Consider the following 17146-nt stretch of genomic DNA (forward strand, 5'->3'; position numbering starts at 1 on the left):
CTTGATCCGGCACGTGCATCGCCGGTTCTCTATCATTCCCAAATGACGACTTTCCTCCGCAGCGGCAGCCGCGCCGCCGACCAGCTTCGCCCCGTCCGCATCACCCGCAACTTCACCATCCACGCCGAGGGCTCCGTCCTGATCGAGTTCGGGAGCACCAAGGTGCTGTGCACCGCGTCCGTGGAAGACAAGGTGCCGCCGCACAAGCGCGGCAGCGGCGAGGGCTGGGTGACGGCCGAATACGGCATGCTGCCGCGCGCCACGCACACCCGCGGCGACCGCGAAGCCGCGCGCGGCAAGCAGAGCGGCCGCACGCAGGAAATCCAGCGCCTGATCGGCCGCTCGCTGCGCGCCGTGTTCGACCTGAAGAAGCTCGGCGAGCGCACCATCACGCTGGACTGCGACGTGCTGCAGGCCGACGGCGGCACCCGCACCGCGGCGATCACCGGCGCCTTCGTGGCGGCGCAGGATGCGGTGAATAGGCTGCTGCAGGCGGGCAAGCTGGCGGAATCGCCGGTGACCGGCCCGGTCGCCGCGATCTCGGTCGGCATCGTCGACGGCACGCCGCTGTTGGACCTGGAATACGTCGAGGACGTCGCCTGCGACACCGACATGAACGTGGTGATGACGGGCGCCGGCCACTACGTGGAAGTGCAGGGCACGGCCGAAGGCGTGGCCTTCACGCGCACCGAGATGGACGAACTGCTGCGCCTGGCCGAGAAGGGCATCGGCGAACTGGTGGAGCTGCAGCGCAAGGCGCTGGCGTCGTGATGGACCGCATCGTCCTGGCCTCCAACAACAAGGGCAAGCTCGCCGAGCTGCAGGCGATGTTCGCGCCGCTGGGCATCGCGCTGGTGCGCCAGGGCGAGCTGGGCATCCCGGAGGCCGAGGAGCCGCACCGCACCTTCGTCGAGAACGCGCTGGCCAAGGCACGCAACGCCGCCGCGCACAGCGGCCTGCCGGCGATCGCCGACGACGCCGGCCTGTGCGTCGATGCCTTCGGCGGCCTGCCGGGCGTGGACACCGCCTTCTACGCCACGCAGTTCGGCTATCCCAAGGGCGACGACCACAACGTCACCGCCTTGCTGGAGCAGATGAAGGACGTCGCGAACCGGCGCGCCGCATTGGTCAGCACGCTCGTGGCGGTGCGCGCCCCGCAGGATCCCGAGCCGCTGATCGCCGTGGGCCGAGCCGTCGGCGAGATCGCGCGCGAGCGCCACGGCAGCCACGGCTTCGGCTTCGACCCGGTGATGTTCATTCCCGCCTTCGGCAAGACCTTCGCCGAACTGCCGCCGGAAGTGAAGAACGCCAGCAGCCATCGCGGCCAGGCGGCGAAGCAGATGGTGCAGCTGATCCGGGAACGCTGGCTGTGAAGGACATCCAGCACTACATGCGACCCGGCACGCTGCAGCTGGCGGCGCTGCCGCCGCTGTCGCTGTACGTGCACCTGCCGTGGTGCCTGAAGAAGTGCCCGTACTGCGATTTCAACTCGCATGAGATGGTTCGCAACGAGCTGCCCGAGACGCGCTATCTCGACGCGCTGCGCGCCGACCTCGAAGCGGCATTGCCCCTCGTGTGGGGCCGCCAGGTGCACAGCATCTTCATCGGCGGCGGCACGCCCAGCCTGTTCTCCCCGCAAGGCATCGAGCGCCTGCTGTCGGACGTCCGCGCGCGATTGAAGCTCACGGCCGATTGCGAGATCACGCTGGAGGCGAATCCCGGCACCTTCGAGAAGGACCGCTTCAAGGCCTTCCGCCAGGCCGGCGTGACGCGCCTGTCGGTGGGCGTGCAGAGCTTCCGCGACGAGCACCTGCGCGCGCTGGGCCGCGTGCACGACCGCAACCAGGCGATCGCCGCCGTGGAGGAAGCCGCCGCCAGCTTCGAGACCTTCAACCTCGACCTGATGTACGCGCTGCCGGGGCAGACGCTCGCGCAGCTGGAAGAGGACGTGACGCAGGCGCTGGCGCTGGTGCCGCCGCACATTTCGATCTACCACCTCACGATCGAGCCCAACACCTACTTCGCGAAGTTCCCGCCGGTCACGCCGCCGGACGACCTTGCGTACGCGATGCTGGATCGCATCACCGAGATGACCACCGGCGCGGGGATGGAGCGCTACGAAGTCTCGGCCTACGCGAAGCCGGGACACCGCTGCTGGCACAACTTCAACTACTGGAGCTTTGGCGACTACCTGGGCATCGGCGCCGGCGCTCACGGCAAGCTCAGTTTTCCGCACCGCGTGGTGCGGCAGGTGCGCTATCGCGAGCCGCGCCTCTACATGGACAACGCGCTGGCCGGCAACGCGATCGCGCAGGAAGACGAGGTCGCGCGCAAGGACCTGCCGTTCGAGTTCATGCTCAATGCGCTGCGGCTGAGGGATGGGTTCGTGCTGCAGGATTTCGTGGATCGCACGGGATTGCCCCTGAGCGCGATCGAGGAGCAGCTGCGCCAAGCGCAGGCCAAGGGCCTGGTGGAGCGCGACTTCGTGCGGGTGAGGCCGACGGAGCAGGGGTTCGACTTCCTGTCGAACCTGCAGGAGCTGTTCCTTTAACGGTTCGCGCATCGTGCTCCCGTAGGCTGGGGTGCAACCCCAGCTTTCGTGCGCACATCGCTGGGGTTGCACCCCAGCCTACGTTGCACCCCAGCCTACGTTGCACCCCAGCCTACGTTGCACCCCAGCCTACGTCCCACCCCGGCCTACGGTTTACCCCGATACGTGTGCAGGGGCGCAGCGTTAGCATGCTCCCGATCTTCAGGAGCACCCCATGCGCATCGGCATCGCCGGCACCGGCAAGATGGGCAGCGCGATTGCCCGCCGCCTCGCTTTCCTGGGCCACCAGGTCACCGTCTGGAACCGAACCCGTGCCAAGGCGGAGCCGCTGCTGAAGGAAGGCATGGGCTGGGCGGGGACGCCGCGCGAGCTGGTGGGGCAGAGCGACGTCGTGCTGACGCTGCTCACCAACGAGCAGGCACTCGAGGAGGTCTACAGCGGCCAGGACGGCCTGTTCTCGTCCGGCGCCGAAGGCAAGCTGTTCCTCGAGATGAGCACCGTGCCGCCCGCGCGCCAGCAGGAGATGGCGCGCCGCGCCGCCGAAGTGAAGGCGGCCTACCTCGAGTCGCCCGTGGGCGGCAGCGTCGGCCCGGCCAAGGAAGGCAAGCTGATCGCTTTCGTGGGCGGCGCCGAGGCCGACGTCGCGCGGGCGCGCCCGCTGCTCGACCAGTTGTGCAAGCGCGTCGAACACGTCGGTGCGCACGGCGCGGGCGAGACCATGAAGCTCGCGGTCAACCTGCCGCTGATGGTGTACTGGCAGACGCTGGGCGAGGCGCTGTCGCTGGTGCAGCCGCTCGGGCTGGACCCGAAGCGCGTGATGGACATCCTGTCGGATTCCTCCGGCGGGCCCAACATGCTCAAGGTGCGCGGCCCCATGATCGCCGAGGCCTTGTCGGGCACCAGGCCGGCCGGCGTGACGGTGGACGTGGCCACCATGCGCAAGGACGTGCGCGCGATGCTGGAGGAGGCGAAGAGCCGGGGGCGCAGGCTGCCGCTCGCCGCGGCGACGCTGGAGAACTTCGATCGCGCGGCGAAGACGGGGCTGGACGGGGCGGATTGCTCGCAGTTGCCGGTGTGGTGGCTGGGAGAGGGCGGCAAGGCTTGACCTAGGATGGTGGGCAAGCAAGCTTGCCCACCCTACGCCGGAGTGGAAGTTCGTAGGGCGGGGTGAGCGCGCAGCCGAACCCCGCCGCGCTCACGGGTGCTGCCGCGGGTCCCGATCCCCCAACGCCTGCTTCAACGGATCGATCGGCTCCGCCGGCCGCACGTTCTGGAAGGTCTCCACGACGCGCCGCACGATCTGCTTCTGTTCGTCCGTCCACTTCGCCAGCCGTTCCGATCCCAGAACGCCTTCCAGCGCCGAGATCAGGTGCAGCTGGAAATGCTCGGGATGCGGATGCGTCGCCACCAGCGAGGTGAGCGTCACGTACGAAGCGGTGTGCATCGCGATCAGGTGCTGCACTTCGCGCCTCAGCGCTTCGATGTCTTCGTCCATGAGGCCATGGTAGCGTTGGCCGCGGCGCCTGCGTGTCGGACGCGCGCTACGGATCGACGACGCGCACGTCAGAGCACGAAGGGTTGCCCCGTCACCGGCGTGGAGGGCACGGCCATTTCCTGCCGCGCCATGATGCCGGCCTCGTACGCGAGCCGGCCCGATTCCACGGCCAGCTTGAAGCCGCGCGCCATCTTCACCGGATCGTGCGACTGCGAGACGGCGGAGTTCACCAGCACCGCGTCGTAGCCCAGCTCCATTGCCTGCACGGCATCCTTGGGCGAGCCGATGCCGGCGTCCACCACCAGCGGCACGCCGGGCAGGCGCGCGCGCAGCGTGCGCAGCGCGGTGGGATTGAGCAGGCCCTGGCCGGAGCCGATCGGCGCGCCCCAGGGCATCAGGATGCGGCAGCCCACGTCGAGCAGGCGCTGGCAGCTCACGAGGTCGTCGGTGCAGTAGGGAAAGACCTCGAAGCCTTCCTTGACCAGCGTGCGCGCGGCTTCCACCAGCTCGAAGGGGTCGGGCTGCAGCGTGTAGTCGTCGCCCACCACTTCCAGCTTGATCCAGTGCGTGTCGAACATCTCGCGGGCCATCTGCGCCAGCGTCACCGCTTCGCGCGCGCTGCGGCAGCCCGCGGTGTTGGGCAGCAGGCGCGCGCCGCTGCCGCGGATGATCGAATAGAAGTCGTTCGGCGTGCCCGCCGCCGCGAGCTGGCGCTTGAGCGCGAGCGTCACGACCTGCGTGCCGGCAGCGGCGATCGCCTCCTTCAGCACCTGCGGGGAAGGATAGCCGGCGGTGCCGAGGAAGAAGCGGCTCTCGAGATCGACGCCGCCGATGTGCAGTGCCATGGTGTTCAGCCCCCGGTGATCGGTTGGAAGGTGAAGACGGCGTCGCCGTCGCGCAGTTGCAGGGTGTCGCGTGCCGCGCGCGGCACGAACTCGCCGTTGACGGCGGTGGCCAGCGATTGCGGCGCCTGGCCCAGCGCCGCCACGAGGTCGGCCAGCGTGGCCTCCTCCCGCAGCGTGCGGGCTTCGCCGTTGACGGTGATCTGCTTGCTCATGCCGAAAGGTCCTCGAGCGCCCGTTCGACGAGCGCCGGTGCGATCAGCCAGCCGTGGCGGAACAGGCCGTTGATGCGGGTGAGCCCGTCCTGCGTCTCGCTGTGCGGCAGGTTGTCGGGCAGGGCCGGGCGCAGGTTGGTTTCGCCGTGCACGATGCGCGCTTCGGCGAGTTCCGGCACCACGCTGTGCGCGGCGGCCAGCAGTTCGACGGTGCTGCGCAGGGAGACCGGCGAGCGGTCCTCGCTCTCGATCTCGCTGGCGCCCACCACCACCAGGTCGGGCGCGCGCGGCACCAGGTAGACGCGATGGCGCGGGTGCAGCAGCCGCAGCGGCCGCTGCAGCGACAGCCCGGGCGCCTGCAGCCAGAAGATCTCGCCGCGCACGCCGCGCACCGGCAGGTCGGGACGGGCGCCGGTGCCGCGTACGTCGAACACGTGGTCGAAGCGCTGCTCGCCGGCATCGGTGCGCAGCACGCCGGGGGCGGCATGGTCGACGCGGCGGCCCCAGTGCCAGTGCACATCGCGTGCCGCGGCGGCCAGCGCCTGCATGGCCTGCACGGTGTGCAGGCGGCCTTCGTGGGGGAGCAGCCAGGCGTGCGCGGGGCCGCGGATGGAGGGTTCGAGACCGCGCAGGTCGGCGGCGGAGAGCGCCTGCGGCGCCATGCCCTGGGCCCCCGCCTGCGCGGGGGTGACGAAACCGCCGTCATTCCCGCGAAGGCGGGAATCCAGGGCGTTCATCTTGTGCGTCAGCAGATCCAGCACCCGACGCGCCGCACCTTCGTCCCCCCGATGCGCCAGCAGCAGGCTCCCATCGAACCGGAACTCCACCGGCACCCCCAGCCCCTGCAGGATTCCCGGCCACAGCTCGATCGAGCGCAGCCCGAGCCGGAACACGTTCTCGTCGGCGCATTCGAGTTCGGCCACCGGGCTCAGCATGCCGGCGGCCGTCCAGCCGGCAGCGCCGCGCGCTTCCGCATGCGGTGCCGGATCGAAGACGTGGACCTCGTGCCCGCGCTGGCTCAGCTGCAGCGCGAGGAGTCGCCCGAGCAGGCCGGCACCGGCGATGCCGATGCGGCGGGGTCGGAAACGGGAGGAAGAGGGGGGCTGCATGGGCTCTTCTTACGCCGGTACGAACCGGATCAAGTTCACGGGTTTGGGAGCTTCCATCTCAGCGTGCGGCCACGTGCCGCGCGCACCCCGGAGCAAGGCCCAGTATAGACTGCCGCAGAGTCCGCGGAAGACAGCGGGCCATTCCAGGAGACACCATGACCGCGACGACGTTCCGCCTGCGCGTGAACGGGACGGAGCGCCAGGTCCAGGCCGACGAGAACACCTCGCTGCTGGACGTGCTGCGCAACGCCTGTGGACTGAAAGCCACCCGCTTCGGTTGCGGCGCCGGCGAATGCGGCGCCTGCCACGTGCTGGTGGACGGCGCCTCGGTGCCGTCCTGCGACACGCCCGTGGGGTCGGCGCAGGACAAGGACATCGTCACGGTCGAAGGCCTGTCGCGCGACGGCAAGCCGAACCGCCTGCAGCAGGCTTTCATCGCCGAACAGGCGGGCCAGTGCGGCTATTGCCTCTCCGGCATCCTCGCCAGCGCCACGGCCTTGCTGGCGCGCGAGCCGCAGCCGACCGAGGCGCAGGTGCGCCAGGCGCTCGATGGCCACCTGTGCCGCTGCGGAGCGCACAACCGCATCGTGCGGGCGGTGCTGCGCGCGGCAGGAGGCCGGGCATGACCGAACTTCCCACCAGCCTGAAAGCGAACCCGCGCCTGGGCCAGTGGCTCGCGATCCGGCGCGAAGGCCAGGTGGAAGTGCGCAGCGGCAAGGTCGAACTGGGGCAGGGCATCACCACCGCGCTCGCGCGCATCGTCGCGCGCGAACTCGACGTGGCCTTGGCCCGCATCGTGATGGTCCCCGCCAGCACGGCGCACGCGCCCAACGAAGGCTTCACTTCCGGCAGCCTGTCGGTGCAGGACTCGGGCGCTGCGCTGCGCCAGGTGTGCGCCGAGGCACGCGCGATCTATCTCGACGCGGCGGCGAAGCGGCTCGAAGCCTCGCCGCACGACCTGGAGATCGCCGACGGCGTGATCCAGGTGCGCGGCGCGCCGGCGGTGCGCACCAGCTATTGGGAACTGGCCGAGCCCGCCCTGCTGGAAGTGAATGCCGGCGGCCGCGGCGCACCCAAGGCCGCAGGCGACGAGGAGGGCGACGCAGCCGGCGAGCGCCTCGACCTCCCCGGCAAGGTGATGGGCGAGCCCTCCTTCATCCACGACCTGCAGCTGCCCGGCATGCTCTACGCGCGCATGGCGCAGCCGCCCTCGCCGGGCGCCGTGCTGCTGGAGGTGGACGCCGCTGCCGTGGCGGCGCTGCCGGGCGTCGTGCGCGTGCTGCGCGAAGGCAGCTTCCTCGCGGTGGTCGCCGAGACGGAGCACCAGGCCCTGCGCGCGCTGAAGAAGCTGAAGTCCGTGGCGCACTGGCGCGAGAGCGAGACCCTGCCGGATGCGAACGACATGCCCGGCTTCCTGCGCTCGCAGCCGGTGGAAACCAGCCTGGTCGACGAGAAGAAAGCCGCCGCGCCCACGCCTGGCCGCAGCTTCAGCGCCAGCTATTCGCGTCCCTTCATCGCCCACGGCTCCATCGGCCCGTCCTGCGGCATCGCCCGCTACGACGGCGGCAAGCTGGAGGTGTGGACGCACGCGCAGGGCGTGTATCCCATGCAGAAGGACCTGGCGGTGCTGCTCGGCATCCCCGCGCAGGCCATCACGGTGACGCATGCGCCCGGCGCCGGCTGCTACGGCCACAACGGCGCCGACGACGCCGCCGCCGATGCGGCCGTGATCGCGCACCTGCTGCCCGGACGTCCGGTGCAGGTGGTGTGGAGCCGCGAGGATGAATTCACCTGCTCGCCGCTCGGTGCCGCGATGGCGGTCGACGTGCGCGCGACCGTCGACGGCAGCGGCCGCATCACCGCATGGGAGCACGAGATCTGGTCCAACGGCCACAGCATGCGCCCGGGCCGCATGGCGGTGCCGGTGTTCCATGCCGCGCCGCTGCTGGCGCGCGGCTTCGATCGGCAGGTCTCGATCAACGTGCCGGTGTCCACGGGCGCGGGTGCAGAACGCAACTCGATCCCCTGCTACGGCTTCGACAGCCATCGCATCGTCAACCACCGGCTGCTGACGATGCCGCTGCGCGTGTCCTCTCTGCGATCGCTGGGCGCGCACTGCAACGTGTTCGCATCCGAATCCTTCCTCGACGAGATCGCGGCGGAACTCGGCGCCGACCCGCTGGATTTCCGCCTGCGTCATCTCGCCGATCCGCGCGGCGTCGCCGTGCTGGAGAAGGTCGCTCGCATGTGCGGCTGGCGCGAGCGCGTGCGGCGCGAAGGCGAGGGGCTGGGCATCGGCTATGCGCGCTACAAGAACAACGGCGCGTGGTGCGCAGCGGTCGCGCACGTGGAGGTGCAGGAAGCCATCCGCGTGAAGAAGGTCTGGCTGGCGGTGGACGCGGGCCGCGTGGTGCATGCGGACGGCGTGCGCAACCAGCTCGAAGGCGGCGTGATCCAGACCGTGAGCTGGACGCTGAAGGAGGCGGTGGCTTTCGACCGCACGCGCATCGCCAGCAACGCCTGGAGCGCCTATCCGGTCCTGCGCTTTTCCGAAGTCCCGCAGATGGAGATCGCGCTGATCGACCGGCCGCAGGAAAAATCGCTGGGCGCCGGCGAGCCCACGCACGGCCCGCTGGCCGCGGCGATCGCCAATGCGGTGGCGGATGCGGTCGGTGTACGCGTGCGCGAGATGCCGATCACCTGGGACCGCGTGCAGCAGGCCGCGCTGGCCGCCTGATCAGGCGGTGAGCCAGCCGATCGCGTCGCCTTCCTCGGTGAAGACCGTGAGGTCGACGCCCGACTGCCCCGCCGCCTTTTCGCTGGCGCGCGTGATGCGGTCCGGCGGGACGACCGAGGCGATGCGGTGCAGGTGCTGCAGGTGCCGCGCGACTTCCTCGCCCACCGCGCCGTGTTCCGTGAAGGTGGCGAAGGTGCGCACGTCGCGCAGGTCGAGCAGCACGCGCTTGACCGGCCAGCCCGCCGTCTCCACCCCGATCAGGTGGAGGAAGGACAGGAACTGGCCCAGCGACGGGTCCCCGTCGACCCGAACCACGGAGTAGCCCTCCCTGTGCTCGACCTTGAAGCTCAGGCTCATGCGCAAAAGCATAAGTCAAGCTGCGCGCGCGAGGGCTCGCATTTTCCTGAAGCCCGGCCGCCGCAGTGCTCAGGAGCGCTGGCGGATCACGGTATTGCTTTCGACTGCATTGCCGCCGGGTTCCCGTGCCGAGGGGCCCGAACCCGTAGGGCGGGGTGAGCGCGAAGCCGAACCCCGCCGTCAAGCCGCAGGCAAAGCCGAAGGCGTCCCCACCGCATACACCACCAATGGATCGACACGGCCGCGCACATCCACCTCGTGCCGCGCCACTCCGCCGGCCTCCACCCCCGCCCCGCGCAACACCTGCTCCGACACCACCAGCCGCACGCCATAGCTCTTGCAAAGCTCCTGCAACCTTGCCGCCGTGTTGACCGTATCCCCCACCGCGCTGAAGGTGCGCGTCTCGCGCCAGCCGACCTCTCCGACCGCCGCCGCGCCCGCGTGCAGGCCGATGCCGAACTCCAGCGCCGCGCCGAACTCCTGCTGCATGCGCTCGCGATGGCATTCCATGCCGGTCTCGATCGCGCGGGCGGCGGCGAGCGCTTGCGCGCAGGCGGTGGGCAGGTCGTGGTCCAGGCCGAACAAGGCCATCACGCTGTCGCCGATGAACTGGTTGGGCACGCCGCCGCAGGAGCGCACCGCCTCGCCGACCACTTCGAAGAACTGGTCCAGCACGTAGGCGAGGTCGTGCGGCAAATGCTGTTCCGACAGGCTGGTCCAGCGCCGCAGGTCCACGAACAGCACCACCACTTCGCGCTCCGCGCCGGCCGTGGGCTGGCTCGCCGACGCCGCGCGCAGCAGCGGCGTGACCTTCACGTCGCCCTCGGGCCGCAGCTGGCACGCGAGCCGGATGTCGGGCGTCGCGCGGATGCGCTGCAGCGTGCGCAGTTCGGCGTCTCCGGGCGGCGGCAGGCTCGCCACGTCGCCCTCGACGCGCACGCGGCAGGTGGAGCAGCGCGCCCGTCCGCCGCACAGCGACAGGTGCGGGATGCCGTGGGCGCGGCTGGCCTCCAGCACCGTCCAGCCGCGCGGCACCTCGACGACGCGGCCCGGATACGCCAGGGCGATGGTGCGTCCCAGCCAGCGCTCGCGCTGCGCGCGGCCGGCGCGCAGCAACAGCACCACGGCGAGGGCGCCGCCGAACAGCAGCACCAGCCAGTTGGAGATGAACCGCAGCTGCTCGCCATCGGCGGCCGCGGAACGCGGATAGGCCGTGAGCTGGCCCGCGGCGACGCGCAGGGGGATCTCGTGCGCCATGCCCACCAGGCCGAGCGCCGCGAGCACCGGCACCACCACCATCGCCGCATAGAGCAGGTGGAACCCTTCGCGGTAGCGAGCCTTGTGCCGCAGCACGAAGTGGATGCCCAGGCAGCCGTGCAGCCAGGCGATGGTGAGCAGCACCAGCTGGCGCAGCACGCTGCCGTCCCAGATCGCCGGCACCACGCGGGCATAGGAATCCTCCACCCCGTATAGTTCGTAAGCCACGCGGCTGCCCGTGAAGTGCGCCGCCAGCAGGACCGGGACGAACAGGCCGATGGCGAGGCGCAGCGCTTCCAGCGGCGGCATGCGCAGCGTGTGCCGCTCGTACAGGGCGACGAACGCCAGCGCCACGTGCAGCAGGAAGGCGCCGTAGAACGCGATCGTGGCGGGCCAGTTGCGCCACAGCGCGAGGAACAGCGTGCGCCCCTGTTCCGCCACCTGCAGCGACACCAGCCCCAGCGCGTGGTTCAGCAGGTGGGTGGCGACGAAGAGGAAGAGGACCAGGCCGGAGGCGAGGCGCAGCCGGCGCACCAGGAGCGAGTGGGAACGTGTCGACGAAAGGGAATCAGCCATCCAGCCTGGGCTTGCGCAAGATCGACCTGCTGCAGGAGCTGCCCGTGCAGCGCCTGGACGAAATCAGCCGGCAATGTGCGTGGCGCCATTATGAGGCGGGCCAGCGGCTTGTCGCCCGCGAGGCGGACGACCGCGACCTGCACATGATCGTCGCGGGCACCGTGCGCGTGACCAGCTATTCGGTCGCGGGCCGCGAGACGAGCTTCCGCGACCTGCACGAAGGCACGTCCTACGGCGAGCTCTCCGCGATCGACGGCAGCCCGCGTTCGGCGGACGTGGTGGCGCTCACGCCCGCGCTGATCGCCTCGCTGCCGCCTGCGGACTTCCGCGCGCTGCTGCGCGAGGAGTGGCTGGTCAACGAGCGCGTGCTGCTGCGCCTCACCGATCTCGTGCGGCGCCTCACCGGCCGCGTGCTGGATCTCAGCACGCTCAGCGTGCAGCAGCGCATCTGCCGCGAGCTGCTGCGGCTCGCGCGCGAGCAGGGCGTGCAAGGCAACACCGCCCGCATCGATCCCGCGCCCAAGCACGTGGAACTCGCGGGCATGGTGAGCACCTACCGCGAGCAGATCACGCGCGAGCTCTCCGCGCTGGTGAAGTCCGGCGTGCTCGCGAAGGACGGCCACGCGCTCCTCGTGCGCGACCTCGCACGGCTCGAACGGATGGCCACGCCCGACGCCGACTGAGTGCGGAATCGGGTGCGCAAGCGCACATCGCCAGGCGGCCCCCGTCTCCAGAATTCCTCCTGTCGATGCCAGCCACGAGCCCGCACCGGCCTCGTTCAACCACAGGAGATTTCGCCATGAACCGCTACGCCCTCGTCATCGCCCTCGCCACCATCGCCGCCGCCGGGCAGGTCTTCGCCGACGACATCACCGTCGACAACACGCCCTTCGTCTCCACCGCGACGCGCGCGCAGGTGCAAGCCGAGCTGCAGCAGTTCCGCGCCGCCGGCGTGAACCCGCTGGCCGACGACTACCAGCCGCTGCACCAGTTCCGCGGCACGAAGACGCGCGCCGATGTCACCACGGAGTTCCTGCGCTCGCGCGACGCCGTGGCCGCCTTCACCGGCGAGGACAGCGGCTCCTTCTACCTGTCGCAGCGCAAGGGTGGCGCCGTGCCCGCCGCGACGCTCGCCGGCCAGCCCGTCAACGCGCAGTGATCGCGCAGTAGTGCCTCCATGCGAGGGATGGCGCCGAGGCGCCATCCCCTCCCGAATGGAGGACCCCGGGCGCGGAACGCTCGCCTAGATTTGCGGCCGTCGGTGCTGCATTCAGGAGGTCGCTCCACCGGCAGTCCCCGCCGACCGTGCGGGACCGAAACCTGACCGAGGAACCATCATGAACCGCAAGATCGCTCTCGCCCTCGCACTGGCCGCCGCCGGAACCGCCGCGCATGCCGACGAAATCACCGTCGACCCCTTCCCCTTCAAGTCGACGCTGTCGCGCGCCGAAGTGATGGCGGACCTCATGCAGCACCGCCGCTCGGGCATCGACACCCAGGCCGACGACTACAACCCGCTGGCCCAGTTCCGCGGCGCGAAGACGCGCGCGGATGTGCGCGCCGAATTCATGGCCGAGCGCGACACCGTCGCCGCCATGACCCGCGAGGACAGCGGCTCCGCCTACCTCGCGCGCGTGAAGCCGGCGCTGGCGCGTGAAACGCAGCTCGCCCGCAGCCAGGACGATGCATCGAACTGAGATCTCCGCAGGAGGGGACGGGAAGGGCGCCGCATCGCGGCGCTTTTCTTTTGGGGCAGCCCGGCCGGCTTGTCGGCGGGCACGCAACACTTCACCGTACGGACACCCCGGATGCGCCGCTCGTCCGCCCGGCGGCATGGGGTTTTCCCATGGATGAGCTAGCATGACTTTCGACTGACGGAGCCGCGCACGACGGCCCGGTCGTTGGGAAGCGAAGTGCGAACAAGCAAGAACAAGCATTCGCCGGACGAAGATCAAGCCGGCCAATGGCTCGGTCCTACGCGGCTGATGGACCTGGGCGACCCGCGCCTGCGGATGCGCGCGGCTTCGCTCGTGCAGCTGTGCCACAGCGATCGCGAGAAGGCCCTGGCCGTCTACGGCTTCGTCAAGCGCCTGACCTACCTGCGCAGCTTCAAGATGGGCCCGCGCACCGCGCGCGCGGTGCTGGACACCGGCTCGGGCGACGGCGCGGACAAGGCCACGCTGATGATCGCGCTGCTGCGGCTGGCCGGCATGCCGGCGCGCCTGCGCGTGGTGCTGATGCGCGGCGAGATCATGCGCGGCCTGGTCGACAACCTGGAAACGATCTCCCGGCCCTTCGTCGAGACGTGGGTCGACGGCAGATGGCTGCGCACCGACACCTTCATCTTCGACGCGGCCTACACGGCGTCGGCCCGCCAGGCCCTGCGCGAGGCCAACGCGAGCTGGGGCTACGGCGTGCACGTCGAGAGCCCCATGCTATGGACCGCGCTGGACAGCACGCTGATGTCGCCGCTGCCGCTGGAGAGCGACCCCATGGTGATCGAGGACATGGGCTGCTTCCACGACGCGGACGACTACATGGCTTCGCCGGGCTTCCGCGCCCGCCACACCGTCTTCGTGCGCTACCTGCGCTGGAACCTGCTGGTGCCGGGCATGCGCCGCGCCGCAGACCGCATCCGCCGCTGGTCCGGCCCCGGCAGCCGTGTACCGCGCGTGCGGCCCCGCTGAGCTCGCGCTTCAGGACTTTTCAGGAAGCTTCAGGCGCCGCCAATGCGCGGCGCCCGCGACCCGCCCATGATGGCTGCCATTGCGGAGCCTGCCATGGACAAACTGGACGCGGACCTCAGGATCGTGATTGCCGAGATGCAGGCGGAGATCGCCCGCCGGCTGGAGGAACGCACGTCGGCACTCGAGCGGCGCATCGCCGCGATCCATAGCGACGGCTACGCGGGCGCGCCGGCGGCGGTGTCGGTCGCGGTGCACGCCGACTGGCGCGAGGTGCCGCTGATGTTCCACCTTCCCAGCGCCACCTCCAAGGAGCAGCGCCTGGTGCTGGGCTTGCCCGAGACGCTGCTGCGCGAACAGGACCTCGTGTTCCACGCACCGGCCTTGCGCACGGCGCTGAAGAAGGTCGGCCAGACGCCCGAGTTCCAGGGCTTCGGCCTGCGCTGGAGGGACCTGCTCGCCCGGGTGCCCGAGGTGGTGATGGAGGCGCAGCACGTGCGGCTCGCGCTGCCCGAATTCACCACGCGGGAGCGCGAGATCCTGGTGCGCGTGCCGCAGGTCGCGATGGTGGAAAACCGGGTGCTGCTGCGGCTGCCGCAGTTCAGCTTGCGCGACGGCAAGGAAGCGCCGCAGGAACTGCGCGCGGCCGCCGACGAGGCGCGCAAGGAGACCGAGGCGGCCGTCCGCGCCGACCTCAAGGAGATCGGGCAGCAGGCGCAGGAACGCATCGTGGCCGCCGTGGCCCATGGGTTCGACGCCGCGCGGGAGCGCCTGCAGGAGCAGCGCGCGCAGGCCATGCTGCTGTTCGACGGACTGATCGCGAGCTGCCGCGAGACGCTCGACGAACTGCGGCGGCGCGGCGCGGGCAGCGAGACGCTGGCCGGCGTGGAGGAGAGGCTGCACGCCGCCGTGGCCGATCGCGCCGCCGCCGCATCGGTCTTCGACGCGCAGTCCGCGCAACTCGACCACCAGGAGCAGCAGGTCGTGCGCGACATGCTCGATCGCCTCGCGTTCCGGCTGCCCGATGCGCCGGCGCACGAGGGCCCGCCGCTGGCGCTGCCGCGGCGTCCCCTGGGCGCGCTGCAGCTCGTCTCGCTCGCGTCCATCTCCCTGCCGAGCTAGGCGAGGCGCCGCCGCGCGCGGGCGCCTCGCAGCAGCGGAGGATTTGCGCGGAGCACAAAGCTCGCTACATTGGCCCACGGGACGAGCGAGCAGACTGCGAGGAGGTTCCCGGGCATGTCGGACATCCGTTTCGGCCATTTCGTCGTCCGCCCACGCGAGCGCCTGCTGCTCCTGGACGGCGAATCCTGCCCGATCGGCTCGCGTGCCTTCGACGTCCTGCTGGCGCTCGTCGAGCGCCGCGACCGCGTGGTCAGCAAGAACGAACTGCTCGATCTCGCCTGGCCCGGCCTGGTGGTGGAGGAGAACAACCTCGCCGTCCAGATCTCCACGCTGCGCAAGGTGCTGGGCGCGCACGCCATCGTCACCGTCACCGGCCGCGGCTACCAGTTCGCGCTGGCCGGCGACACGCCCGTGGCCGCCGCCGCGCCGGCCACGTCCGGCGCGGGCGCCGAGCGCATGCCGCGGCGGCTGGCGGCGGTGGCCTGCGCCGGCGTGCATCGCTGGGCCGACGTGGTCGAGGCCGACGGCACGCTGGCGGTGCGCGCCTGGCGCACGGTGCGCGGCTCCATCATCGAGGCGAACCTGCGGCACTTCGGCGGCGACGCGGTGGAGATCACCGCCGAACGCACGCTGATCGTGTTCGGCAGCGCGGTCGATGCCGTGGCCTGGAGCCTCGACGTCCAGGAGCGGCTCGCGCATGCGCCCGAGGAGGACGGCACGCGCGACCTGCGCATCCAGGTGGGCGTGGTCGCCGAGGACGTGATCGTCGACCAGGGCAAGCTGGTGGGCGACGTCTTCCACATCGCCGAGCGGCTGCAGCGCAGCGCCGCGCCCGGCGAGGTGCTGGTGACCGACGTCGTGCGCGACTTCGTGTGGAACCGGCTGCCGGCGTCGTTCGCCTTCGCGGGCGACCAGCAGCCCTCCAACTTCGGCCGGCCGATCAAGGTGTACCGCACCAGCGCCCGCGTGACGCGGCCCACGACGGCGGCGGTGAGCCCGCGGCTGATGTGGGACTACCGGCCCACGGTGGCCGTGCTGCCGTTCGACTGCGGTGCGGTCGACGACTCCTGGTTCGGCGACGGCATCACCGAGGAGATCATCACCGCGCTGTCGATGAACCGCTCGCTGTTCGTGATCGCGCGCAATTCCACGCTGCGCTTTCGCGGCGCCGCGCAGGCGACGGAGCTGGTCGCTTCCGAGCTCGGCGTGCGCTACGTCCTGACCGGCGCGGTGCGCCGGTTCGCCAGCACGCTGCGCATCCACGTGGAGCTCACCGACTGCGAGGTGAGCCGCGTGATCTGGTCGGAGCACTACGAAGGCGGCGACGAGGACCTTTTCACTTTCCAGTCGCAGATCGCCGCGCGGATCTCGGCCGCGATCGACCCGCGCGTGCAGGAGGCCGAATTGGACCGCGTGCTGCATCGACCCACCGCCAGCTTCACCGCCTACGAATGCATGCTGCGCGGCATCAGCCTGGAGTTCGGCGCCGACGACGGCGACTTCGAGAAGGCCGGCGACTTCTTCCGCCGCGCCACCGAGCTCGATCCCCGCTACGCGCAGGCGCATGCCCGCCTGGGCTGGTGGTACGGACTGCGCGTCGGCGAAGGGCGCACCGGCTCGCTGGAGGAGGACAAGCACTCGGCCCTGGCGCTCCTGCAGCGCGGCATGGAGCTGGATGCGCGCGACGCCTGGATCCTCACCGCCTACGCGCACCTGCAGTCCTTCCTGGACAAGCGCTACGCGTCGGCGATGGAACTGTTCGACGAGGCCCTGCAGCTCAATCCGAACTGCGCCTGGGCCTGGTCCCGCAGCGGCACCACGCTGGCCTACACCGGACACGGAGAGGAGGCACTCGAACGGGTGCGCAACGCGATGCGCCTCAGCCCGTTCGACCAGCAGAGTTTTTCCTTCTGCACCACCAACGGCATCGCCTGCGTGGTGGTGGGGCGCTATGACGAGGCGGTGGCCTGGCTGAGCCGGGGCCGCCGCCTGAATCCACGCTACCGGGCGGCGGCGCGGATGCTCATCGCCGCCCACAGCCTGGCCGGCGAGGCCGCGGAAGCCCGCGAACTCGCCAGGGAGTTCCTGCACGCCGAACCGCAGTTCCGGGTGGCGGCGTTCGGCCATTGGTATCCGCTGCAGTCGCCCTACCTGGACCGGGTGCTGGACGGGCTTCGCTCGGCCGGTTTGCCGGAGTGAGA

General features: G+C 70.6%; 18 protein-coding genes and 1 riboswitch. Of the genes, 12 read left to right on the forward strand and 6 right to left on the reverse strand.

The features are described 5' to 3' along the window. Positions 1 to 42 precede the first annotated feature (42 nt). The 4 genes from rph (at position 43) to VF522_RS19325 (ending at position 3656) form a co-directional block, all read left to right on the forward strand. Positions 43 to 771 carry a ribonuclease PH gene (rph, locus tag VF522_RS19310; RefSeq protein ID WP_330909938.1) on the forward strand — a complete coding sequence of 243 codons (729 nt, stop codon included), beginning with the start codon at positions 43 to 45 and terminating at the stop codon, positions 769 to 771. Then, positions 771 to 1373 (forward strand): RdgB/HAM1 family non-canonical purine NTP pyrophosphatase, encoded by a 603-nt coding sequence (rdgB, locus tag VF522_RS19315; RefSeq protein ID WP_330909939.1) that lies wholly within the window; start codon positions 771 to 773, stop codon positions 1371 to 1373. Before rph ends, rdgB begins: the two co-directional genes overlap by 1 nt. 17 nt (positions 1374 to 1390) lie before the next feature. Then, on the forward strand, positions 1391 to 2551 hold the full coding sequence (gene hemW, locus VF522_RS19320; RefSeq protein ID WP_330909988.1) for a radical SAM family heme chaperone HemW: 1161 nt from the start codon (positions 1391 to 1393) through the stop codon (positions 2549 to 2551). A 214-nt stretch (positions 2552 to 2765) separates the two neighbouring features. Next, the gene (locus tag VF522_RS19325; protein ID WP_330909940.1) at positions 2766 to 3656 is read left to right on the forward strand and encodes an NAD(P)-dependent oxidoreductase; all 891 of its coding nucleotides are present in this window, start codon (positions 2766 to 2768) and stop codon (positions 3654 to 3656) included. 90 nt (positions 3657 to 3746) lie between these two features. Here VF522_RS19325 and VF522_RS19330 read toward each other — a convergent pair whose 3' ends face one another. From VF522_RS19330 to VF522_RS19345, 4 genes are all read right to left on the reverse strand, one after another. Continuing rightward, positions 3747 to 4046 (reverse strand): hypothetical protein, encoded by a 300-nt coding sequence (locus VF522_RS19330; RefSeq protein ID WP_330909941.1) that lies wholly within the window; start codon positions 4044 to 4046, stop codon positions 3747 to 3749. A 68-nt stretch (positions 4047 to 4114) separates the two neighbouring features. Continuing rightward, on the reverse strand, positions 4115 to 4891 hold the full coding sequence (locus VF522_RS19335; protein WP_330909942.1) for a thiazole synthase: 777 nt from the start codon (positions 4889 to 4891) through the stop codon (positions 4115 to 4117). Positions 4892 to 4896: 5 nt separating this feature from the next. Then, positions 4897 to 5103 (reverse strand): sulfur carrier protein ThiS, encoded by a 207-nt coding sequence (gene thiS, locus VF522_RS19340; RefSeq protein WP_330909943.1) that lies wholly within the window; start codon positions 5101 to 5103, stop codon positions 4897 to 4899. Next, a complete protein-coding gene (locus VF522_RS19345; RefSeq protein ID WP_330909944.1) occupies positions 5100 to 6212 on the reverse strand; it encodes an FAD-dependent oxidoreductase in 1113 nt (370 codons plus the stop codon). Before VF522_RS19345 ends, thiS begins: the two co-directional genes overlap by 4 nt. Next, positions 6202 to 6312: riboswitch (TPP riboswitch) on the reverse strand. Its footprint overlaps the gene before it by 11 nt. A 55-nt stretch (positions 6313 to 6367) precedes the next feature. Here VF522_RS19345 and VF522_RS19350 point away from each other — a divergent pair. Further along, on the forward strand, positions 6368 to 6838 hold the full coding sequence (locus VF522_RS19350; RefSeq protein WP_330909945.1) for a (2Fe-2S)-binding protein: 471 nt from the start codon (positions 6368 to 6370) through the stop codon (positions 6836 to 6838). Continuing rightward, the gene (locus VF522_RS19355) at positions 6835 to 8949 is read left to right on the forward strand and encodes a xanthine dehydrogenase family protein molybdopterin-binding subunit (RefSeq protein ID WP_330909946.1); all 2115 of its coding nucleotides are present in this window, start codon (positions 6835 to 6837) and stop codon (positions 8947 to 8949) included. The genes VF522_RS19350 and VF522_RS19355 overlap by 4 nt, the downstream gene beginning before the upstream one ends. Here VF522_RS19355 and VF522_RS19360 read toward each other — a convergent pair whose 3' ends face one another. Both VF522_RS19360 and VF522_RS19365 read right to left on the reverse strand, forming a co-directional pair. Beyond that, positions 8950 to 9306 (reverse strand): STAS/SEC14 domain-containing protein, encoded by a 357-nt coding sequence (locus VF522_RS19360; protein WP_330909947.1) that lies wholly within the window; start codon positions 9304 to 9306, stop codon positions 8950 to 8952. Positions 9307 to 9486: 180 nt separating this feature from the next. Then, entirely contained in the window at positions 9487 to 11139 is a 1653-nt protein-coding gene (locus VF522_RS19365) for an adenylate/guanylate cyclase domain-containing protein (protein ID WP_330909948.1), read from the reverse strand. Positions 11140 to 11150: 11 nt separating this feature from the next. On the opposite strand from VF522_RS19365, the gene VF522_RS19370 reads away from it, so the two are divergent. The 6 genes from VF522_RS19370 to VF522_RS19395 all read left to right on the forward strand — a co-directional run bounded on the left by VF522_RS19370 (position 11151) and on the right by VF522_RS19395 (position 17144). After that, a complete protein-coding gene (locus VF522_RS19370; RefSeq protein WP_330909949.1) occupies positions 11151 to 11822 on the forward strand; it encodes a Crp/Fnr family transcriptional regulator in 672 nt (223 codons plus the stop codon). 116 nt (positions 11823 to 11938) lie between these two features. Further along, positions 11939 to 12298: a DUF4148 domain-containing protein gene (locus VF522_RS19375; protein ID WP_330909950.1), complete on the forward strand. Its 360-nt coding sequence runs from the start codon at positions 11939 to 11941 to the stop codon at positions 12296 to 12298. 178 nt (positions 12299 to 12476) lie between these two features. Next, positions 12477 to 12836, forward strand: a complete 360-nt coding sequence (locus VF522_RS19380) for a DUF4148 domain-containing protein (RefSeq protein ID WP_330909951.1) — start codon at positions 12477 to 12479, stop codon at positions 12834 to 12836. Between the two features lie 216 nt (positions 12837 to 13052). Continuing rightward, complete coding sequence (locus VF522_RS19385) at positions 13053 to 13826, forward strand: transglutaminase-like domain-containing protein (protein WP_330909952.1); 774 nt, start codon at positions 13053 to 13055, stop codon at positions 13824 to 13826. A 93-nt stretch (positions 13827 to 13919) separates the two neighbouring features. After that, a complete protein-coding gene (locus VF522_RS19390) occupies positions 13920 to 14945 on the forward strand; it encodes a hypothetical protein (protein ID WP_330909953.1) in 1026 nt (341 codons plus the stop codon). Positions 14946 to 15059: 114 nt separating this feature from the next. Then, a complete protein-coding gene (locus VF522_RS19395; RefSeq protein ID WP_330909954.1) occupies positions 15060 to 17144 on the forward strand; it encodes a winged helix-turn-helix domain-containing protein in 2085 nt (694 codons plus the stop codon). The last annotated feature ends 2 nt before the right edge of the window (positions 17145 to 17146 follow it).

Origin of the sequence: Ramlibacter sp. (assembly GCF_036383835.1) — a bacterium.
Taxonomy (GTDB): Bacteria; Pseudomonadota; Gammaproteobacteria; order Burkholderiales; family Burkholderiaceae_C; genus Ramlibacter.